Source organism: Kitasatospora indigofera (assembly GCF_014655955.1).
Classification (GTDB): Bacteria; Actinomycetota; Actinomycetes; order Streptomycetales; family Streptomycetaceae; genus Kitasatospora; species Kitasatospora indigofera.
Window position 1 is genome coordinate 23,311 of sequence record NZ_BNBO01000031.1, and the last position, 19,622, is coordinate 42,932.

Genomic DNA, 19,622 nt, shown 5'->3' on the forward strand with positions numbered 1-19,622 from the left:
CGGTGGCGCACACCGCCCACCCCGGGGGGTAGTGGCGCGCCTCACACCGCTGCCAGGTGGAATGTTCGCACGAAATCGCGTAATCCGGGGCATCCGCCCAGGGCGGGCGGGCCCGGGGGTACCGACTCAGCCACTCTCCGGCCGTACGTGTACGACGTCCCCGGCCGCGACCGGCTGCCGGGTCCCGTCGGCCGTCCGGACCACCAGACGGCCGTCGCCGTCGATCGCCACCGCCTCGCCCACCAGCTCGCGCCCGCCCGGCAGCTGGACCCGGACGGCCCGGCCGAGGGTGGCGCAACGGTCGGTGTACGCGGGCAGCAGTCCGCTCGCCTGCGGGTCGCCGGCGGCGGCCGTCCACTCCCGGTACAGGTCGGCGAACTCGCGCAGCAGGGCCCGCAGCAGGGTGTCGCGCTCGGTGACGGCGGCGCCGGCCAGCAGCAGCGAGGCGGCGGCCGGGACGGGCAGTTCGTCGGCCCGCAGCGAGACGTTGATCCCCAGGCCCGCGACCACGGCGCCGCCGCCGAGTTCGGTGAGGATGCCGCCGATCTTGCGCTCGGTGCCGTCGATCGTCACCTGGAGGTCGTTGGGCCACTTCAGCGAGACGTCCACCTCGGCGACCCGGCCGAGCGTGCTGGCGGCCGCCACGCCGACCAGGATCGGCAGCCAGCCGTAGCGCTCCACCGGGACGGCGGCGGGGCGCAGCAGGACGGAGAGGAAGATCCCGGAGCGGGCCGGCGCCGTCCAGGTGCGCTCCAGCCGGCCGCGCCCCGCGCTCTGCTCCTCGGCGATCAGCACCGCGCCCTCGGGCAGGCCCTCGCGGGCGCGGGCGGCCAGGTCGGTGTTGGTGGAGCCGGTCCGGGCGACCACGTCGACGGAGGTCCAGAAGCCGCCGGGGCCCAGCAGGTCGTGGCGCAGCGCCGTGGCGTCCAGCGGCGGGCGGTCCAGGTCGGTCCACGGGGACGGCCCGGCGCCGCCGAAGCCGCGCAGTCCGCTGCGGCGGGGGGCGGACTCGTCGGCAGGTTCGCTCAGTGACTCGCTCATGGGGCCGAGCCTAGAGGCGGCGGGTGACGGCGGCACGCAGGCGGCCCGGTCCGGTGACCGCGGGTGACGGCGCCACCCGGGCGGCCGGCACGGATGAGCACGGGCGGTGTCGGTGACCGCGCGTTGCAACGGCGGGCCGGCGGGCGGCCGGGACAGGATGGTGACGGGCGCCGGCACCGGCGCGCAGTCCGCCCCATCGTCCCGCATAACGCTCGTTAACACACTGTGTCGCTGGCCATAACGGGAAACGGTCCGCGCTGGCTACGCTACTCAACGGTAGTTCGTTGCGCCGCCCTGCCCTCACCCCAGTACTGACAGGTCGCGGCCCATGGATCAGGGAGAGCCACCGGATGACCGAGGCGTCGTACGACCCGCACACCACCGCCGGCAAGCTCGCCGACCTACGGCGCAGGCTCGACGAGGCGGTGCACTCCGGCTCGGCCGCGGCCGTGGAGAAGCAGCACGCCAAGGGCAAGCTGACGGCCCGTGAGCGGGTCGTGGAGCTGATGGACGAGGGCTCCTTCGTGGAGTTCGACGAGTTCGCGCGGCACCGCTCGACCAACTTCGGTCAGGCGAAGAACCGCCCGTACGGCGACGGCGTCGTCACCGGCTACGGCACCGTGGACGGCCGTCAGGTCGCCGTCTTCGCGCAGGACTTCACCGTGTTCGGCGGCTCGCTCGGCGAGGTGTTCGGCGAGAAGATCGTCAAGGTGATGGACTTCGCGCTGAAGACCGGCTGCCCGGTCATCGGCATCAACGACTCCGGCGGCGCCCGGATCCAGGAGGGCGTGGTCTCGCTCGGCCTGTACGGCGAGATCTTCCGCCGCAACGTGCACGCCTCCGGGGTGATCCCGCAGATCTCGCTGATCATGGGCCCGTGCGCGGGCGGCGCGGTGTACTCCCCCGCGATCACCGACTTCGTGGTGATGGCCGACCAGACCTCGCACATGTTCATCACCGGCCCGGACGTGATCAAGACCGTCACCGGCGAGGACGTCGGCATGGAGGAGCTGGGCGGCGCCCGCGCCCACAACGCCAAGTCCGGCGTGGCGCACCACCTGGCCGCCGACGAGAAGGAGGCCATCGAGTACGTCAAGAGCCTGCTCTCGTACCTGCCCTCCAACAACCTGAGCGACCCGCCGGCCTACCCCGAGGAGGCCGACCTCACCGTCACCGACGAGGACCTCGAACTCGACACCATCGTGCCGGACTCGGCGAACCAGCCGTACGACATGCACAAGGTGATCGAGCACGTCCTGGACGACGGCGAGTTCCTGGAGACCCAGGCGCTGTACGCGGGCAACATCCTCACCGGCTTCGGCCGGGTCGAGGGCCACCCGGTCGGCATCGTCGGCAACCAGCCGATGGACCTGGCCGGCTGCCTGGACATCGCGGCCAGCGAGAAGGCCGCGCGCTTCGTGCGCACCTGCGACAGCTTCAACATCCCGGTGCTGACCTTCGTCGACGTGCCCGGGTTCCTGCCCGGCACCGGCCAGGAGTGGGACGGCATCATCCGGCGCGGCGCCAAGCTGATCTACGCCTACGCCGAGGCCACCGTCCCGCTGATCACCGTGATCACCCGCAAGGCCTTCGGCGGCGCCTACGACGTGATGGGCTCCAAGCACCTCGGCGCCGACCTCAACCTGGCCTGGCCGACCGCGCAGATCGCCGTGATGGGCGCCCAGGGCGCGGTCAACATCCTGCACCGCCGCGAGATCGCCGAGGCCGAGGCCGCCGGGCAGGCCGAGGAGAAGCGCGCCGAGCTGCTCGCCTCCTACGAGGACACCCTGCTCAACCCCTACCTGGCGGCCGAGCGCGGCTACGTGGACGCGGTCATCGCGCCCTCCGAGACCCGCCGGCACATCGTCCGCGGCCTGCGGGCCCTGCGCGGCAAGCGCGAGACCCTGCCGCCGAAGAAGCACGGCAACATTCCCCTGTGAGCGGGTTTGGGAGAGGATTGAGCATGGCCCCGATCCACGTGCTGCACGGGCAGCCGACCCCCGAGGAGCTGGCCACCGTCCTGGCGGTGGTCTCAGCCCGGGCCGCCGCCACGCAGGCCGCCGCCGGGGCGGCCCGCGCCGGTGCCGGCCCGGCGACCCCCTGGAACGACCGCGCCCGGCGCCTGCGCACCACCCCGAAGCCGGGCCCGGACGTCTGGCGCACCTCGGGCTGGGCCCGCTGACCGGGCCCGTCGCACCGCATGACCCGGGGCGGTCCGGGCCGGATGGCCCGGATTGCCCCGAAACCTGAGTACGGATACTCAGGCGCCCCGCAGGCCGCGCGGCGCACCCTGGAGAAGTGCTCTGGTCAGACCCCCGCGACGAGCCCTCCCCCGACACTCGTCAACTGCAGGAACGGCTGCGCCGTGCCGGACCGCTGCTCGCGGTCCTCGCCCTGGTGATGGCCGTCCTGTTGATGCTCTGAGCGGGCCGTGCGCCCCCACGGCGCGGCCGGCGGCCGCCGGGCACCCCCTACCCTGGTGCCCATGACCGACCGCCGCACCCTCGTGCTCGCCTCCGCCTCCCCCGCCCGGCTCGGACTGCTGCGCCAAGCCGGCCTCGACCCGCGGGTGGTCGTCAGCGGGGTCGACGAGGACGCCGTCACCGCCGCCACGCCCTCCGAACTGGCCCTGGTGCTCGCCGAGGCCAAGGCCAAGGCCGTCGCGGCCGAACTCGCCGGCGGGGAGCTGGTGATCGGCTGCGACTCCGTCCTGGAGCTGGACGGCGAGGCGCTCGGCAAGCCCGCCGACGCCACCGAGGCGCTCGCCCGCTGGCAGTCGATGCGCGGCCGCTCCGGCGTGCTGCGCACCGGGCACTGCGTGATCGACACCGCCACCGGCCGGCAGTCCTCGGCCACCGCCTCCACCACCGTCCGGTTCGGCACCCCGGACGACGACGAGGTCGCCGCGTACATCGCCTCCGGCGAGCCGCTGCACGTGGCCGGCGCGTTCACCCTGGACGGCCGCTCGGCGCCGTTCGTCGAGGGGATCGACGGCGACCCCGGCAACGTGATCGGCCTGTCGCTGCCGCTGCTGCGCCGGCTGCTCGCCGATCTCGGGGTGCGGATCACCGACCTCTGGGTCTGACCGGGACCGGGCGGCGGCGCGCCAGGGCCCCGGAACACATCCGGGCTGCCCCGCCCCTGCCGATTCCGACAGAGACCCGGCCGGACATCTGTGCCGGTGATCCAGCCCCTTTGACCGGACCACGCCGATAGGCTGGCCGGGCCGCCGACCCGGAGAGGACATGCAGGGATGACCGACAGCGTGCTCAACGTGGTGCTCGGCCTGGTCGCCACCGCGATCAGCGCCTCGCTCGGCTGGCTCGCCCAGAACCTGCGCCGCCGGCGACGGCTCGGCCGGGTCCGCGAGTTCTTCGGCATGCCCGGCGGGTCGGAGTGCCTGCTGGTGGTCAACCGGCACACCGCGTCGAACAGTTCGAAGAGCGTCTCGCGCAACGACGTGTTCGCCCTGATGGAACTGTCCGCCCTGGTGAAGGAGTGCGGCGCGCAGGCCGAACTGGTCACCCACGACGAAGTGCGCCAAGGGCTGGGCCACAAGGCCGAGTTCTGCCTCGGCGGGCCCGCCAGCAACGACCGGACCGCCGCCCACCTGGCCTCCTGGCTACCGGGCGTCAGGTTCGCCGAGGACCCGGTCAAGCACCACGAGATGAGCCTCGTGGTCGGCGCCGAGGAGTACGCCTTCGAGAGCCCCTCGCGGACCTCCGGCGGCCGGGTCTACGCGCTGCTGGCGCGGATCCAGACCGGCCACGGCGGCCGGCCCGCCTTCCTGATCGCCGGCCAGACCGCGACGTCCAACCACGCCGCCGTCCGCTACCTGGTGGCCAACCACCGGAAGCTGGCCCGTACCTACGGCACCGACGGGACGTTCGCGCTGGTGCTGCGGCTGGTCAACTCCACCGCCTACGGCCCGGACCTGGTCGAACTGGTCGCGGACGTCACCCGTAAGGCCCTGGCCCCGCCCGAGGCGCCCGCCACGCCGGCCGCCGTGCCGGCCCAGGCCCCGGCGCCGTCGACATGATGTGGCGAAGGCCACGGCACGGCGGGGCGACGGCGCGACCACCTCTCAAGGCCCAGGCCTGACACTGTCACCATCCACGACCTGCGGAGCGTCCCGTTCCGTGCCCGACCGGTCACGCAATCGCGTCACCCTCCGTGTGGGATAGCTCACCACCTTGGGCTACTCGCCGGTACCACCCTGTAATCCCTAGACTCGACGAGGTTCAAGAAGGGAGCCATTGTGCGCAAGGTGCTCATCGCCAACCGCGGAGAAATCGCCGTCCGCGTCGCCCGGGCCTGCTCGGATGCCGGTATCGCCAGCGTCGCCGTCTACGCCGAGCCGGACCGGGATGCGCTGCACGTCCGCGCGGCCGACGAGGCGTACGCGCTCGGCGGCGACACCCCCGGCACCAGCTACCTGGACATCGCCAAGGTGCTGAAGGCAGCCGCCGACTCGGGTGCGGACGCCGTCCACCCGGGCTACGGCTTCCTCTCCGAGAACGCCGACTTCGCCCAGGCCGTCATCGACGCGGGCCTGACCTGGATCGGCCCGCCGCCGCAGGCCATCCGCGACCTCGGTGACAAGGTCACCGCCCGGCACGTGGCGCAGCGCGCCGGTGCCCCGCTGGTCGCCGGCACCCCGGAGCCCGTCTCCGGCGCCGACGAGGTCGTCGCCTTCGCCACCGAGCACGGCCTGCCGGTCGCCATCAAGGCGGCCTTCGGCGGCGGCGGCCGCGGCCTCAAGGTCGCCCGCACGCTGGAGGAGATCCCCGAGCTGTACGACTCGGCCGTCCGCGAGGCGGTCGCCGCCTTCGGCCGCGGCGAGTGCTTCGTCGAGCAGTACCTCGACAAGCCGCGGCACGTCGAGACCCAGTGCCTGGCCGACCAGCACGGCAACGTGGTGATCGTCTCCACCCGTGACTGCTCGCTGCAGCGCCGCCACCAGAAGCTGGTCGAGGAGGCGCCCGCGCCGTTCCTGACCGCCGAGCAGAACGCCGAGCTGTACCGGGCGTCCAAGGCCATCCTGCGCGAGGCCGGCTACGTCGGCGCGGGCACCTGCGAGTTCCTGGTGTCGCAGGACGGCCTGATCTCCTTCCTGGAGGTCAACACCCGTCTGCAGGTCGAGCACCCGGTCTCCGAGGAGGTCACCGGGATCGACCTGGTCCGCGAGATGTTCCGGATCGCCGACGGCGAGGAGCTGGGGTACGACGACCCGGCGGTGCGCGGTCACTCGATCGAGTTCCGGATCAACGGCGAGGACCCGGGCCGCGGCTTCCTGCCCGCCCCCGGCAACGTCACGCTGTTCGCGCCGCCGTCCGGCCCGGGCGTCCGGCTGGACGCCGGCGTCGAGACCGGCTCGGTCATCGGCCCGGCCTGGGACTCGCTGCTGGCGAAGCTCATCGTCACCGGCGCCACCCGCAAGCAGGCGCTGCAGCGCGCCGCGCGTGCGCTGGCCGAGTTCAAGGTGGAGGGCATGGCCACGGCCATCCCGTTCCACCAGGCCGTGGTCACCGACCCGGCGTTCGCGCCGGAGGTGCACGGCGGCGAGGGGCCCTTCACGGTCTTCACCCGCTGGATCGAGACCGAGTTCCAGAACACCATCCCGGCGTTCTCGGGCGCGGGCGGCGAGGCCGACGAGGCCGACGCCCGCGAGACCGTGGTGGTCGAGGTCGGCGGCAAGCGGATCGAGGTCTCGCTGCCCTCGTCCCTCGGCGTCTCGGCCGCCCCGGCCGCCGGCGCCTCGGGCGCCAAGGCCAAGCGCCGGGTCGGCGCCAAGAAGGCGGGCTCGGCGGTCAGCGGTGACACCCTGGCGTCGCCGATGCAGGGCACCATCGTCAAGGTCGCCGTCGAGGAGGGCCAGGTCGTCGCCGAGGGCGAGCTGATCGTCGTCCTGGAGGCGATGAAGATGGAGCAGCCGCTGAACGCGCACAAGGCCGGCACGATCGTCGGCCTGAAGGCCGAGGTCGGCGCGAGCGTCAGCAGTGGCGCCGCGCTCTGCGAGATCAAGGACAACTGACGCGGGATCCGCGCCATCGGGCGGCCCGTACACCTCCGGGTGTGCGGGCCGCCCGGGCGTTCCCCGGGGCGGCCGCTCCCGCCCCCCGGCCGGCCGGCGGGGTGCCCGCCGGGCGCCGTGACACTCCCCGGCGACGTCTGCTTCCGGCCGAATTCATCCCGCCGTCATGCTCCGGCTCGGCTCGCGCCCTACCCTTCCGCTAGATTGACGGCGCGTCGTACCGGGGCCCCGGCACGGGCCCGGCGGCGCACCCGTCATCGCCGGGCGGACGGCCACCCCGCCGCCGGGCGTTCCGCGTCCGGGCGGCCGCGCGCCGCCGCGGGCCCCACCCAGCTCGCCCCACCCGCCGGTCCCCGCGCCGGCCGCACTCCCCGTGCCCACGGCCGAGGGGCCGGCCCGCGCCGGGTCCGCTCCTCCGGAGTCGTCCATGCCCCAGCCCCAAGGCCCCCGTCCGCACCACCGCCGCGCGGCGGCCGCCGGCTCGCTCGTCCTCGCCGTCCTCTGCCTGGGCGGCGGGCCGGCCACGGCGGCGCCCACGGCGGAGCGGCCGGCCCGCGGCGCCGACGGCGGCCACCGCCCGGACGTCCGGCTGCTGGACACCATCACCGTCCCGGTGGGCACCGTGCTGGACGGGGTGCCCTTCGGCGGCGTGTCCGGGATCGACTACGACCCGCGCTCCGGGCGTTACGTGGCCCTCAGCGGTGACCGCTCCGAGCCGGCCCCGGCCCGGCTCCACGTCCTGCGCCTGCCGCTGGACGCCAAGGGCTTCGCGGTCCGCACCCCGCAGCCGGCCGGCAGCACGGTCCTGTCCGGCCCCGACGGCAAGCCGCTCCCGCGGCGGACGGTGGACCCGGAGGCGATCCGCTGGGCACCCGGCGGCAAGGGCCTGCTGTGGGCCGGTGAGGGCGACGCGGCGGCCGGCCTGCCGCCGTTCGTCCGCGAGGCGGCCACGGACGGCGGCCACCGGCGCGAGCTGCCGCTGCCGGCGGCGTACCGGCCGGTGCTCGGGGCGGACGGCACGCCGGTCTCCGGGGTCCGCGCCCACCAGGCCTTCGAGGGGCTGGCCCTCTCCCTGGACGGCTCCAAGGTGGTCACCCTGACCGAGGGCTCGCTGGTCCAGGACGGTCCGGCGCCGACCGCCGCCGCCGGCAGCCGCTCCCGCCTGCTGGTGCAGGGCCGCGCCGACGGGCGCCCGCTGGGCGAGTTCGTCTACCCGCTCGGCCCGCCGACCGACGCCGGTCCGGTGCCGGCCGGCACCCGGCGGGGCGCGTCGGAGATCCTCGCGGTCAACGAGACCGACTACCTGGTGGTCGAGCGGACCGCGAAGTCCGGCACCGACTTCGGCATCCGGATCTGGTGGACCACCACGGTCGGCGCCACCGACGTGAACGGCCGGGCGGCGCTGGCCGGCAGCGAGCGGGTGATGCCCAAGCGGCTGCTGTTCGACTTCGCGACGGCCGGGGTCGCCCCCGACAACGTCGAGGGCCTCACCTGGGGGCCCCGGCTGGCCGACGGCTCCCGCTCCCTGGTGCTGGTCAGCGACGACAGCGCCGGCGCCTTCGGCAGCCCCGGCACGGCCTTCCACCTGCTGGCCGTCCGCCCGGGGCTGCTGGCCGTGCACAGCCCGGACGTCGACCACGACGGGTGCGTCGACCGGGCGGACCTGCGGCGGCTGCTCCGCTCCGGCCGGGCCGGCGACCTGAACGGCGACGGCCGGACGGACGGCCGCGACATACGGCTCTGGGGCTCGTACGGCCGTACCTTCCCCTTCCCGCGCGGGGACTGACGCACCGGCGGCCCGCCCCGGACCGGCGGGCCCGCCCGGCCCCGGGTCAGGGGCGCCCGGTGGCGAGCGGGCGGACGATCATGCCGCTGTGCGCGCCGGGGCGGCGCTGGCCGGGCAGCGGCGCGGCACCGGGCGGCGGCGGGGCGGCCCGGCGCGGGCCGACGCCGAGCGGGGCCTGGTGCTGCACCGGGCCGGTGCCGTGCACCGGCTGCTCGACCGGCAGCCCGAGCGGGGCGACGTCGATCTGCACCCCGCAGTCGGCCAGCGCGTCCAGCTGACGGGCGGTGGGGTCGTCCGCGGTGGCGTGCTCGTCCGTCACCAGGCGGGTGATGGCGTCGGTCGGGACGGTCTGGAACATGGTGTCCGCGCCGAGCTTGGTGTGGTCGGCGAGGACGATGACCTCGGCGGCCGACTGCACCAGAGCCCGGTCCACGCTCGCGGAGAGCATGTTCGTGGTCGACAGCCCGCGCTCGGCGGTCAGCCCACTGCCGGAGATGAAGGCCTTGGAGACCCGCAGCCCGTGCAGCGACTGCTCGGCGCCGCTGCCGACCAGGGCGTAGTTGGAGCCCCGGAGGGTGCCGCCGGTCATCACCACCTCCACCCGGTTGGCGTGCGCCAGGGCCTGGGCGACCAGCAGGGAGTTGGTCACCACCGTCAGCCCCGGCACCCGGGCGAGCCGGCGGGCCAGCTCCTGGGTGGTGGTGCCGGCGCCCACCACGACGGCGTCGCCCTCGGCCACCAGACCGGCCGCGAGATCGGCGATGGCGCTCTTCTCGGCGGCGGCGAGATGGGTCTTCTGCGGATATCCGGGTTCGCGGCTGAAGCCGCCGGGGAGCACCGCGCCGCCGTGACGGCGGTCGAGGAGCCCTTCTGCCTCCAGTGCCCGTACGTCCCTGCGGACGGTCACTTCGGAGGTCTGGACGACGCGGGCCAGTTCACGGAGCGACACTGCTCCGTTGGCGCGCACCATTTCGAGGATCAACTGGCGACGTTCTGCTGCAAACACAGAACCGACGGTAACCTGAATGACCGTCTGCTTTCAGGCGTTTGCTCCTGGTAACGGGAATTGCTCACACAAGGGCGGCGCGTGACCGTACACTACGCGCCGTCAGGCCCCGGGGAGCACGCCCGCCGTACGGGTGATGCGCCGGCGCGCGGAGCGGGCGGCCGCCCCACGACGGCCGCCCCAACTGCTGGTTCCCCGCTCAGGATTCGCCCTCGGCCCGCTTGCGGATGTGCAACTGCCGGGCGGCCTCGGCGGTGGAACCGGACACCGACGGGTAGACCGTGAACGCACTGGCCACCTGTTCGACCGTCAAATTGGCGTCCACCGCGAGCGAAATCGGGTGAATCAGTTCACTGGCGCGCGGCGCCACCACGACACCGCCGACCACGATGCCGGTGCCCGGACGGCAGAACAGCTTGACGAAGCCGTCCCGGATGCCCTGCATCTTGGCCCGCGGGTTGCCGCGCAGCGGGAGCTTCACCTCGACCGCGTCCATCTTCCCGCAGGAGACGTCGGCGGCGGTGTAGCCGACCGTGGCGATCTCCGGGTCGGTGAAGACGTTGGAGGCCACCGTCTTGAGGTTCAGCGGCTGCACCGCGTCGCCCAGCGCGTGGTACATCGCGATCCGGCCCTGCATCGCGGCCACCGAGGCCAGCATGAAGACGCCGGTGCAGTCGCCGGCCGCGTAGACGCCCGGGGCGCTGGTGCGGGAGACCCGGTCGACCTGGATCTGGCCCCAGTCGTTGAGCTTGACCCCGGCCTCCTCCAGGCCCATCTCCGCGGTGTTGGGGATCGAGCCGACCGCCATCAGGCAGTGCGTGCCCCGGATCACCTGGCCGTCGGCGAGCGAGACCTCCACGTGGTCGCCGACGCGCTTGGCGCCCTCGGCCCGCGAGCGGCCCATCACGTTCATGCCGCGACGGCGGAAGACCTCCTCCAGCACCTCGGCCGCGTCCGGGTCCTCGCCCGGCAGCACCCGGTCGCGGCTGGAGACCAGCGTGACCTTGGAGCCGAGCGCCTGGTACGCGCCGGCGAACTCGGCGCCGGTGACGCCGGAGCCGACCACGATCAGCTCGCGCGGCAGCTCCTCCAGGTCGTAGACCTGGGTCCAGGACAGGATCCGCTCGCCGTCGGGCTGCGCGTCGGGCAGCTCGCGCGGGTGGGCGCCGGTGGCGATCAGCACCGCGTCCGCGCGCAGCGTCTGGACGCCGCCGTCGGGGCCGTCCACCAGCACCTCGCGGGAGCCGTCCGCGGCCTGCCCGCCGCCGCCGAGCCGGCCCTTGCCGCGCAGCACCGTCACGCCGGCCCGGGTCACGGACTGGGTGATGTCGTGCGACTGCGCGATCGCCAGGCGCTTGACGCGTCGGTTGACCTTGCCGAGGTCCACGCCGACGACCCGGGCCGAGCCCTCGACCGGGGGCGTGTCGTCCGCGACGATGATGCCGAGTTCCTCGTACGAGCTGTCGAAGGTGGTCATCACCTCCGCGGTCGCGATCAGCGTCTTCGACGGCACGCAGTCCGTGAGCACCGCCGATCCGCCGAGGCCGTCGCGGTCGACGACGGTCACCTCCGCGCCGAGCTGGGCCGCCACCAGGGCTGCCTCGTATCCGCCAGGTCCGCCACCGATGATCACGATCCGAGTCACGTGCACCATTGTCCCGCACGCCGACCCCGCCGCCACGCCGGGGTCACGGCTGCTCCGCGAACAGTGGGCGACCGTCCGGCCGGCGGCGGCCCCGGCGCACCGGTGAACGCTCCCCCCGGCCGGTTCCCGCGTTCAACTCCCGTAGGCTGACGCCCATGCCCCTCTACGCCGCGTATGCCACCAACCTCGATGCCCGGCAGATGACCCGCCGTGCTCCGCACTCCCCGCTGCGCGGCACCGGCTGGCTGGACGGCTGGCGGCTGACCTTCGGCGGCGAGCAGCTCGGCTGGGAGGGCTCGCTGGCCACGGTGGTGGAGGACGAGAAGGAGCAGGTCTTCGTCTCGCTCTACGACGTCGCGCCGATGGACGAGGAGGGGCTGGACCGCTGGGAGGGCGTGCAGCTCGGCATCTACCGCAAGATGAAGCTGCGGGCGCACACCCTGGACGGCGACATCCAGGTCTGGACGTACGTCCTGAACGACTACGAGGGCGGCCTGCCCGCCGCCCGCTACCTCGGGCTGATCGCGGACGCGGCCGAGAGCGCCGGCGCCCCCCACGACTACGTGCTGGACCTGCGCCGCCGGCCCTGCTGACGGCTCCCGGGGCCGGCCCGCCGGCTGCCCGCGCACACCCGTTACGCGCCGCCCGCCGGCCCGCCGCACCCGCGCCGCCCACCGGCCGAGCACCCGCGCGCCCACCGTCCCCGCCCCGGAGCACGCCCGCCGGCGCCGCCCGCACCCACCGGCCCCGCCGCCGCGCGGCGCCCGTCGGCGCGACGCCCGCCCCCGCCGGGGCGTCCACGTTTGTGGGTATCGCCGGAAGGGCACGGTCAGATCCGGCCTCGACCTGTGCTTTTGGGTCATCCGGGTAACAATCCGGCATGGCCTGGGAGGGTTTTCTACGCGCGTAGTCGATTCCCGTCTATCCTCGGACCCGTGAACGTATCTCCTCAGTCGGTCGTCTCCGCCGACCCCTATGCCGCCGCCCAGGCCGCCGCCGAGCGCCTGCGCGAGCTGACCGGTGCCGAGCGCCACGACGTCGCCCTGGTGATGGGCTCCGGCTGGGTGCCCGCCGCCGACGCCCTCGGAGAGACGGTGGCCGAGTTCGCGGTCACCGAGCTCCCCGGCTTCCCCGCCCCGGCCGTGGCCGGCCACTCCGGCAAGATCCGCTCGGTGCGGATCCCCGGCCCGGACGGCGACCGGCGCGCCCTGATCTTCCTCGGCCGCAACCACTACTACGAGGGCTACGGCGTGGCCACCGTGGTGCACGGCGTGCGCACCGCCGCCGCCGCCGGCTGCGGGACCATCGTGCTCACCAACGGCTGCGGCGGGCTGCGCGAGGGCTGGGTCCCCGGCCAGCCGGTCCTGATCAGCGACCACATCAACCTCACCGCGGACTCCCCGATCGTCGGCGCCAACTTCGTCGACCTGACGGACCTCTACTCCAAGCGGCTGCGCGAGCTGTGCCGCGAGGTGGACCCGTCCCTCGACGAGGCCGTCTACGTGCAGTTCCGCGGCCCGCACTACGAGACCCCGGCCGAGGTGCACATGGCCCGGGTGATCGGCGGCGAGCTGGTCGGCATGTCCACCACGCTGGAGGCCATCGCCGCCCGCGAGGCCGGCGCCGAGGTGCTCGGCATCTCCCTGGTCACCAACCTGGCGGCCGGCATCACCGGCGAGCCGCTCAACCACGCCGAGGTGCTGGAGGCCGGCAAGGCCTCCGCCGAGCGCATGGGCGCGCTGCTGGCGAAGGTCCTTGAGCGGATCTGAGCCGCCCGCGGCGCAGAATCATCACTGACGGGGTCCGCGGGACGCGTCCCGCGGACCCCGTCGGTCCGCCCGCCCCCTGCCCGCGCGCCTTCGCCGGCCCCGGGCCCGACCGCCCCCGGACCCCGTCCCCGGCGTCCCCCGGCGAACCTGCCGACATCCGCACGACTTCCCCGTTGGAGCTGGAAGCGATGACCCAGGCACCCACCACCGACCTCCTCGCCCGGGCCCGGGCCTGGCTGGCCGAGGACCCCGACCCGCAGACCCGCGAGGAGCTGTCGGCCCTGCTGGCCGAGGCGGAGGGCGAGACCGAGTCCGGCAACCGGATCGCCTGGTCCCAGCTGAGCGAGCGCTTCGCCGGCCGGCTCCAGTTCGGCACCGCCGGCCTGCGCGGCGAACTCGGCGCCGGCCCGATGCGGATGAACCGCGCGGTGGTGATCCGCGCCGCCGCCGGCCTCGCCGCCTACGTCAGGCGCGAGCAGCTGGGCGACCTCGTGGTGATCGGCTACGACGCCCGCCACAAGTCGTACGACTTCGCCCGCGACACCGCCGCCGTCGTGGTCGGCGCCGGCCTGCGCGCCGCCCTGCTGCCGCGCGCGCTGCCGACCCCCGTCCTGGCCTTCGCCGTCCGGCACCTGGGCGCGGCCGCCGGCGTCACCGTCACCGCCAGCCACAACCCGCCGCAGGACAACGGCTACAAGGTCTACCTGGGCGACGGCGCGCAGATCGTCCCGCCCGCCGACGCCGGCATCGCCGACGAGATCGACGCCGTCGTCGCGCTGGCCGACGTCCCGCGCGCCGAGGACGGCTGGGAGGTGCTCGGCGAGGAGGTCGTCGAGGCGTACCTGGCCCGCGCCGCCGGCGTCCTCGAACCTGGCGGCCCGCGCGACCTCGACGTCGTCTACACCCCGCTGCACGGGGTCGGCCGGGACGTCCTGGTCGCCGCCTTCGCCAAGGCCGGCTTCCCCGCCCCGACCGTGGTCGCCGAGCAGGCCGAGCCCGACCCCGACTTCCCGACCGTGGCCTTCCCCAACCCGGAGGAGCCCGGGGCGATGGACCTGGCCTTCCGGACCGCCGCCGCGGCCGGCCCCGACATCGTCATCGCCAACGACCCCGACGCCGACCGCTGCGCGGTGGCCGTCCCCGACCCGGCCGCCGGGAGCGGCTGGCGGATGCTGCGCGGCGACGAGGTGGGCGCGCTGCTCGGCGAGGCCCTGGTGGCCAAGAAGGCCGCCGGCACCTTCGCCACCACCATCGTCTCCTCCACCCTGCTCGGCCGGATCGCGGCCGCCGCCGGCCTCGGCTACGCCGAGACGCTGACCGGCTTCAAGTGGATCTCCCGCGCCGAGGGCCTGCGCTACGGCTACGAGGAGGCGCTCGGCTACTGCGTCGACCCGGAGGGCGTCCGCGACAAGGACGGCATCAGCGCCGCCCTGCTGGTGGCCGAGCTGGCCGCCGGCCTCAAGCGGGCCGGGCGCACCCTCACCGACCTGCTCGACGACCTGGCCGTCGAGCACGGGCTGCACGCCACCGACCAGCTCTCCGTCCGGGTGAGCGACCTGTCGCTGATCACCGACGCCATGCGCCGGCTGCGCGAGCAGCCGCCGACCGTGCTGGCCGGGCTCCGGGTCACCCAGGCGGACGACCTGACGGCCGGCTCCGCCGACCTGCCGCCCACGGACGGCCTGCGCTACCGGCTGGCGGGCGAGGGCGTCCGCTCGGCCCGGATCGTGGTGCGCCCCTCCGGCACCGAGCCCAAGCTCAAGTGCTACCTGGAGGTGGTCCTGCCGGTCGGTTCCGCCGAGGCGCTCGGCGCGGCCCGGGAGGCGGCGGCCGGCGTGCTGGCCAGCATCAAGCGGGACCTCGCCGAGGCCGCGGGCATCGAGGCCTGACCTCCGGAGCACCCCGCCCCGCGGAACACCCCGCACGGCAACGGGCCCGGCCGACGCAGTCCTGTCGGCCGGGCCCGGGTGCGTCCGGGGCGGGGCGGGTCAGGCCGCGATCACCGCGATCAGGGCGACCAGCCCGGCCAGGGTCGGCGCGATGACCCACCAGCACCAGGTGGCGGTCGCCTCGCCGGCGGCGTCCGGCCGGCCGCCGTTGCGCTCGGCGAGCTCCTGCAGCACCGCGACGACCTGGTCGGAGTAGGCCCGGTTCGGGTCCGGCGCGCCCGGCAGCACGGGCATGCTCGGGCGGACCAGCGACCCCAGCCGGGAGGCGTGCGGGTCGCCCGAGGCGGCGCTGCGGGCCGCCAGCCGGTTGGCCCGCTTGCGCTGGCGCAGCGACACCGGCACGGCCCACACCTGGTACTTCTTGCCGCTGGCGAAGAGTTCGACCGAGTACCCGGCGCGCAGTCCCTCGACCGAGGCCCAGGGCGCGTGGACGGTCCGCAGCGGGTTGCGGACCAGCAGCCGCCGGTCGTCGGCCAGGACGGCGGGGCGCAGCGTGTAGGCGACGACCGGGGCCGCGAACACCGGCACCGCCGCCAGCGCGACCCACGGCGTCTTGCCGGTGCCGGTGAGAACGGCGTCGATGATCAGCCAGCCGGCGATGGCCAGCAGCATGACACCGGAGATGATGCCGGGAACGGAGCGGTACACGCGGTCGGCGTACACGGGCTCGCCTTCGGGGGCGGCGGAGCCCTGGTGGGGCGTGCCGTCTGAATCGGTCATGGCGTCGATTCTGCCCCATGGGCCCCCCGATCCACAGGGGTCGAGGGGGCCCGGGCCGAGGTCACAGCGCCGGCCGCCGGTTCACGCCGTCCGGCGGCGCAGGGTGGCGGCCCCGAGGGCGAGGGCGAGCAGGGCCGAGCCCGCGATCACCGCGAGGTCCCGCAGCAGCGGGCCGCCCGTCCCGGCGGTGGTGGTGATCCTGCTCATGGCGTCCACCGCGTAGGAGAGCGGCAGCACGTCGGAGAGCCCGCGCAGGCCGGAGGCCATGCTGTCGCGCGGCACGAACAGCCCGCAGAGCAGCAGCTGCGGCAGGATCACGGCGGGCAGGAACTGCACCGCCTGGAACTCGGTGGCGGCGAAGGCGGACACCAGCAGGCCGAGGGCCATGCCGAGCAGCCCGTCGCCCAGGGCGACGGCGAACAGCAGCCAGGTCGGCCCGGCGACGTCCAGCCCGAGCAGGCCGAGGGTGAGCGCGGAGGCCAGCGCGGCCTGGACGAGCGCGACGACACCGAACGCCAGGGCGTAGCCGAGCAGCAGGTCGAGCTTGCCGAGCGGCATGGTGAGCAGCCGCTCCAGGGTGCCGGTGGTCCGCTCGCGGAGCATCGCCACCGAGGTGACCAGGAACATCACCAGCAGCGGGAAGATGCCGAGCAGTGCGGCGCCGACCCGGTCGAAGGCCTGCGGCTGGCCGTCGTACATGAAGCGCAGCAGGGTGAGCAGCAGGCAGGGCACGACCAGCAGCAGCGCGATGGTGCGCGGGTCGTGGCGCAGCTGGGCGAGCACCCGGCGGGCGGTGGCGGTGGTACGGGCGAGGTTCATGCCACTGCTTCCGTTCTGCCCGCCACCAGGGTGAGGAAGGCGCTGTCGACGTCGGCGGCGCCGGTGCGGCGCAGCAGTTCGGCGGGGGTGTCGTCGGCCAGCAGGCGGCCCTCGCGCATCAGCAGCAGGCGGTCGCAGCGCGAGGCCTCGTCCATGACGTGGCTGGAGACCAGCAGGGTGCTGCCGTGGTCGGCGAGGTCGCGGAAGAGCCGCCAGAGGTCCTGGCGGAGCACCGGGTCGAGGCCGACGGTGGGTTCGTCCAGGATCAGCAGCTCGGGCCGGCCGAGCAGCGCGGCGGCCAGCGAGACCCGGGCGCGCTGGCCGCCGGAGAGCCGGGCGGCCAGGTCGTGCTCGTGGCCGGCCAGGCCGACGGCGGCGACGACGCGTTCCGGGTCGCCCTTGGGGGCGCCGAGGACGGTGGCGAAGTAGCGGAGGTTCTCCAGGACGCTGAGGTCGCCGTAGACGGAGGGCGCCTGGGTGACGTAGCCGACCCGGTGGCGCAGGCCGGCGGTGCCGGCGGGCAGGCCGAGCACCTCCACCTGGCCGGAGGCGGTCCGCTGGACGCCGACGATCGCGCGCAACAGGGTGGTCTTGCCGCAGCCGCTGGGGCCGAGCAGGCCGGTGATCGAGCCCCGGGGGACTTCGAGGGCCAGGTCGTGCAGGACGCTCCGGCCGCCGCGCAGCACGTTGAGCGCCGTGACGCGGATCGCGGGAGGTTCGCCCGCGAGTGAATTCATCATGTGATGAGTTTCTCGCCGCAGACCCGTGGCGTCAAGCCGTCGGACGCGGCCGGCTCAGGCGCCGCCGAGATACCCCTGGAAGGTCGGCGCGAGCAGCGGCACCAGCTCCGCCCGGGTCGCCGAGGCCAGCGGCTCGACCCCGATCACATAGCGGGCCATCGCCAGCCCGACGATCTGCGAGAACATCAACTCGGCCCGCAGCTCCGGCTGTTCGACCTGCAACTCGGCCGCGATCCGGGCCACCAGCTCCTCCTGGACGAACTCCCGCATCAGCCGCGCCACCTGCTCGGTGGTGGCCGCCGCCCGGACCAGCGCCATCAGCCGGTCCAGCACCCCGGGCTGCTCCCAGAGCGTCAGCACGAACTCCGCCACCCGCTCCCCCACCACCGCCCGGTCGCCCTCCAGCAACTGGGCCACCGCCGCCTTCGGCTGCACCGGGAACTCCAGCGCGGCCATGAACAGCCGGTCCTTGCTGCCGAAGTAGTGGTGCAGCAGGGCCGCGTCCACCCCGGCCGCCCGTCCGATCGCCCGCATGCTGGCCTTCTCGTAGCCCCGCGCCGCGAACTCCGCGCGGGCCGCCTCCAGCACCGTCCGGCGGGTGTCGGCACCGCCGGGGCGCCGGCCGGTCTTCTTGCGGGGGGCGGGGGGCTGCTCTGCGGTCGTCACCGGACCATTGTCCGCACCGGGCGCCCCGGCCACTCGTTCGAGCGAGCAGGATCGTTGCTTCTCCGCAGATCGGCTTCTGCACCGCCGTGGCCGACGACAAGGTCCGTGACCCGGAACGCGACGACGCCACGCTCGGCATCCTGATCGCCGCCGCTGGGACGAGGACGTCGTCCAGCACTCGCCGCGCGGGACGAACCAGCCGCCGGCCGTGACCACGTACCAGACGCTGCCCGCCGAGCTGCGCCCGCTGCTGCCGAGCCCGGAGGACCCGGCCAGGGTGACGCACGAGGTGCCGGAGACGCACGGGGGCGCGGAGGCGCGGGAGGCGTGGTCGCGAGCCGGTCCGGCGTCCGGGCCGGGGCGCCGGACCGGCCGAGGTCTCGGTCCCGTATCGAAGGCCGGCAGAAAGGGGCTCGCCCTAGCGGACGACTACGCGCGTAGATATGCTGGTCTGGTGACTATGTCCACTGTTGCAGCCCAAGCCTCCAGCGCTGCGGGCGGCGGCCTGAGTGACGTCGCGTCCTCCGAGGCCTCGCTCCGCCGTTTCCTGCACGGTCTGCCAGGAGTCGACGCCGTCGGCCTGGAAGCCCGCGCCGCCACCCTCGGCACCCGCTCGATCAAGACCACGGCGAAGGCGTACGCCATCGACCTGGCGATCTCGATGATCGACCTGACCACGCTGGAAGGCGCGGACACGGTCGGCAAGGTGCGCGCCCTGTGCACCAAGGGCAGGAACCCCGACCCGACCGACCCGACCACCCCCCGCGTCGCCGCGATCTGCGTCTACCCCGACATGGTCGCCACCGCGAAGGCGGCCCTGAACGGCACCGGCATCCAGGTCGCCTCGGTCGCCACCGCCTTCCCCGCCGGGCGCGCCTCGCTCCCGGTGAAGCTGGCCGACACCGCCGACGCGGTGGCCGCCGGCGCCGACGAGATCGACATGGTGATCGACCGGGGGGCCTTCCTCTCCGGCCACTACCTGTCCGTCTTCGAGGAGATCACCGCCGTCAAGGAGGCGTGCAAGCGCCCCGACGGCACCGCGGCCCACCTCAAGGTGATCTTCGAGACCGGCGAGCTGCAGACGTACGACAACGTGCGCCGCGCCTCCTGGCTGGCCATGCTGGCCGGCGCCGACTTCATCAAGACCTCCACCGGCAAGGTCGCGGTCAACGCGACGCCCCCGGTGACGCTGCTGATGCTCGAAGCCGTCCGCGACTTCAAGGAGCAGACTGGGGTCCAGGTCGGTGTGAAGCCCGCCGGTGGCATCAAGACCACCAAGGACGCCATGAAGTACCTGGTCATGGTCAACGAGACCCTCGGCGACGACTGGCTGAGCCCGCACTGGTTCCGCTTCGGCGCCTCCAGCCTGCTCAACGACCTGCTCATGCAGCGGCAGAAGCTGACCACCGGCCGGTACTCCGGTCCCGACTACGTGACGGTGGACTGA

The 19,622-nt window shown here is 74.3% G+C and carries 17 protein-coding genes and 1 pseudogene; 11 read left to right on the plus strand and 7 right to left on the minus strand.

The window, feature by feature from the left end; translation table 11 throughout:
- Nucleotides 1-126: 126 nt before the first annotated feature.
- On the minus strand, nucleotides 127-1,041 hold the full coding sequence (locus IE329_RS24235) for a biotin--[acetyl-CoA-carboxylase] ligase (protein WP_190213073.1): 915 nt from the start codon (nucleotides 1,039-1,041) through the stop codon (nucleotides 127-129).
- Nucleotides 1,042-1,391: 350 nt separating this feature from the next.
- Here IE329_RS24235 and IE329_RS24240 point away from each other — a divergent pair, with 350 nt between their 5' ends.
- From IE329_RS24240 to IE329_RS24265, 7 genes are all read left to right on the plus strand, one after another.
- The gene (locus IE329_RS24240; protein WP_190213074.1) at nucleotides 1,392-2,981 is read left to right on the plus strand and encodes an acyl-CoA carboxylase subunit beta; all 1,590 of its coding nucleotides are present in this window, start codon (nucleotides 1,392-1,394) and stop codon (nucleotides 2,979-2,981) included.
- Nucleotides 2,982-3,004: 23 nt separating this feature from the next.
- Nucleotides 3,005-3,223, plus strand: a complete 219-nt coding sequence (locus IE329_RS24245) for an acyl-CoA carboxylase subunit epsilon (RefSeq protein WP_190213075.1) — start codon at nucleotides 3,005-3,007, stop codon at nucleotides 3,221-3,223.
- A gap of 116 nt (nucleotides 3,224-3,339) precedes the next feature.
- Nucleotides 3,340-3,465 carry a morphogenic membrane protein MmpB gene (gene mmpB, locus IE329_RS41585; RefSeq protein WP_268257311.1) on the plus strand — a complete coding sequence of 42 codons (126 nt, stop codon included), beginning with the start codon at nucleotides 3,340-3,342 and terminating at the stop codon, nucleotides 3,463-3,465.
- A 61-nt stretch (nucleotides 3,466-3,526) separates the two neighbouring features.
- Nucleotides 3,527-4,126 (plus strand): nucleoside triphosphate pyrophosphatase, encoded by a 600-nt coding sequence (locus IE329_RS24250; protein WP_190213076.1) that lies wholly within the window; start codon nucleotides 3,527-3,529, stop codon nucleotides 4,124-4,126.
- Nucleotides 4,127-4,294: 168 nt separating this feature from the next.
- A complete protein-coding gene (locus IE329_RS24255) occupies nucleotides 4,295-5,080 on the plus strand; it encodes a hypothetical protein (protein WP_190213077.1) in 786 nt (261 codons plus the stop codon).
- A gap of 219 nt (nucleotides 5,081-5,299) precedes the next feature.
- Nucleotides 5,300-7,075 carry an acetyl/propionyl/methylcrotonyl-CoA carboxylase subunit alpha gene (locus IE329_RS24260; protein ID WP_190213078.1) on the plus strand — a complete coding sequence of 592 codons (1,776 nt, stop codon included), beginning with the start codon at nucleotides 5,300-5,302 and terminating at the stop codon, nucleotides 7,073-7,075.
- Nucleotides 7,076-7,502: 427 nt separating this feature from the next.
- Nucleotides 7,503-8,861, plus strand: coding sequence for an esterase-like activity of phytase family protein (locus IE329_RS24265; protein ID WP_190213079.1), 1,359 nt, complete (start codon nucleotides 7,503-7,505; stop codon nucleotides 8,859-8,861).
- A gap of 46 nt (nucleotides 8,862-8,907) precedes the next feature.
- On the opposite strand, the gene IE329_RS24270 is transcribed toward IE329_RS24265, so the two are convergent.
- Together IE329_RS24270 and IE329_RS24275 are read right to left on the minus strand one after the other, a co-directional pair.
- Nucleotides 8,908-9,831 (minus strand): DeoR/GlpR family DNA-binding transcription regulator, encoded by a 924-nt coding sequence (locus IE329_RS24270; RefSeq protein WP_461782306.1) that lies wholly within the window; start codon nucleotides 9,829-9,831, stop codon nucleotides 8,908-8,910.
- Between the two features lie 235 nt (nucleotides 9,832-10,066).
- Nucleotides 10,067-11,554, minus strand: a pseudogene (locus IE329_RS24275) (NAD(P)H-quinone dehydrogenase); the annotation flags it as partial.
- Nucleotides 11,555-11,667: 113 nt separating this feature from the next.
- Here IE329_RS24275 and IE329_RS24280 point away from each other — a divergent pair.
- The 3 genes from IE329_RS24280 (at nucleotide 11,668) to IE329_RS24290 (ending at nucleotide 15,170) form a co-directional block, all read left to right on the plus strand.
- Nucleotides 11,668-12,105 (plus strand): gamma-glutamylcyclotransferase, encoded by a 438-nt coding sequence (locus IE329_RS24280; protein ID WP_073924190.1) that lies wholly within the window; start codon nucleotides 11,668-11,670, stop codon nucleotides 12,103-12,105.
- A gap of 342 nt (nucleotides 12,106-12,447) precedes the next feature.
- Nucleotides 12,448-13,281: a purine-nucleoside phosphorylase gene (locus tag IE329_RS24285; protein ID WP_190213082.1), complete on the plus strand. Its 834-nt coding sequence runs from the start codon at nucleotides 12,448-12,450 to the stop codon at nucleotides 13,279-13,281.
- Nucleotides 13,282-13,469: 188 nt separating this feature from the next.
- The gene (locus IE329_RS24290; protein WP_190213083.1) at nucleotides 13,470-15,170 is read left to right on the plus strand and encodes a phospho-sugar mutase; all 1,701 of its coding nucleotides are present in this window, start codon (nucleotides 13,470-13,472) and stop codon (nucleotides 15,168-15,170) included.
- A 99-nt stretch (nucleotides 15,171-15,269) separates the two neighbouring features.
- On the opposite strand, the gene IE329_RS24295 is transcribed toward IE329_RS24290, so the two are convergent.
- The 4 genes from IE329_RS24295 to IE329_RS24310 form a co-directional block, all read right to left on the minus strand.
- A complete protein-coding gene (locus IE329_RS24295; RefSeq protein ID WP_190213084.1) occupies nucleotides 15,270-15,950 on the minus strand; it encodes a PH domain-containing protein in 681 nt (226 codons plus the stop codon).
- 81 nt (nucleotides 15,951-16,031) lie between these two features.
- Nucleotides 16,032-16,769, minus strand: a complete 738-nt coding sequence (locus IE329_RS24300) for an ABC transporter permease (protein ID WP_190213085.1) — start codon at nucleotides 16,767-16,769, stop codon at nucleotides 16,032-16,034.
- On the minus strand, nucleotides 16,766-17,509 hold the full coding sequence (locus IE329_RS24305; RefSeq protein ID WP_229927711.1) for an ABC transporter ATP-binding protein: 744 nt from the start codon (nucleotides 17,507-17,509) through the stop codon (nucleotides 16,766-16,768). The genes IE329_RS24300 and IE329_RS24305 overlap by 4 nt, the downstream gene beginning before the upstream one ends.
- Before the next feature lie 54 nt (nucleotides 17,510-17,563).
- Nucleotides 17,564-18,175: a TetR/AcrR family transcriptional regulator gene (locus IE329_RS24310; protein ID WP_229927712.1), complete on the minus strand. Its 612-nt coding sequence runs from the start codon at nucleotides 18,173-18,175 to the stop codon at nucleotides 17,564-17,566.
- A 460-nt stretch (nucleotides 18,176-18,635) separates the two neighbouring features.
- On the opposite strand from IE329_RS24310, the gene deoC reads away from it, so the two are divergent.
- Nucleotides 18,636-19,622: a deoxyribose-phosphate aldolase gene (gene deoC, locus IE329_RS24315; protein ID WP_190213086.1), complete on the plus strand. Its 987-nt coding sequence runs from the start codon at nucleotides 18,636-18,638 to the stop codon at nucleotides 19,620-19,622.

What these genes read in the sequence shown, in the direction of transcription:
- IE329_RS24235 (WP_190213073.1), bottom strand. Translation starts at nt 1,041, where the DNA reads ATGAGCGAGTCACTGAGCGAACCTGCCGACGAGTCCGCCCCCCGCCGC.
- IE329_RS24270 (WP_461782306.1), bottom strand. Translation starts at nt 9,831, where the DNA reads ATGGTGCGCGCCAACGGAGCAGTGTCGCTCCGTGAACTGGCCCGCGTC.
- IE329_RS24280 (WP_073924190.1), top strand. Translation starts at nt 11,668, where the DNA reads ATGCCCCTCTACGCCGCGTATGCCACCAACCTCGATGCCCGGCAGATG.
- IE329_RS24265 (WP_190213079.1), top strand. Translation starts at nt 7,503, where the DNA reads ATGCCCCAGCCCCAAGGCCCCCGTCCGCACCACCGCCGCGCGGCGGCC.
- IE329_RS24295 (WP_190213084.1), bottom strand. Translation starts at nt 15,950, where the DNA reads ATGACCGATTCAGACGGCACGCCCCACCAGGGCTCCGCCGCCCCCGAA.
- deoC (WP_190213086.1), top strand. Translation starts at nt 18,636, where the DNA reads ATGTCCACTGTTGCAGCCCAAGCCTCCAGCGCTGCGGGCGGCGGCCTG.
- IE329_RS24245 (WP_190213075.1), top strand. Translation starts at nt 3,005, where the DNA reads ATGGCCCCGATCCACGTGCTGCACGGGCAGCCGACCCCCGAGGAGCTG.
- IE329_RS24305 (WP_229927711.1), bottom strand. Translation starts at nt 17,509, where the DNA reads ATGATGAATTCACTCGCGGGCGAACCTCCCGCGATCCGCGTCACGGCG.
- IE329_RS24290 (WP_190213083.1), top strand. Translation starts at nt 13,470, where the DNA reads ATGACCCAGGCACCCACCACCGACCTCCTCGCCCGGGCCCGGGCCTGG.
- IE329_RS24300 (WP_190213085.1), bottom strand. Translation starts at nt 16,769, where the DNA reads ATGAACCTCGCCCGTACCACCGCCACCGCCCGCCGGGTGCTCGCCCAG.
- IE329_RS24255 (WP_190213077.1), top strand. Translation starts at nt 4,295, where the DNA reads ATGACCGACAGCGTGCTCAACGTGGTGCTCGGCCTGGTCGCCACCGCG.
- IE329_RS24250 (WP_190213076.1), top strand. Translation starts at nt 3,527, where the DNA reads ATGACCGACCGCCGCACCCTCGTGCTCGCCTCCGCCTCCCCCGCCCGG.
- IE329_RS24240 (WP_190213074.1), top strand. Translation starts at nt 1,392, where the DNA reads ATGACCGAGGCGTCGTACGACCCGCACACCACCGCCGGCAAGCTCGCC.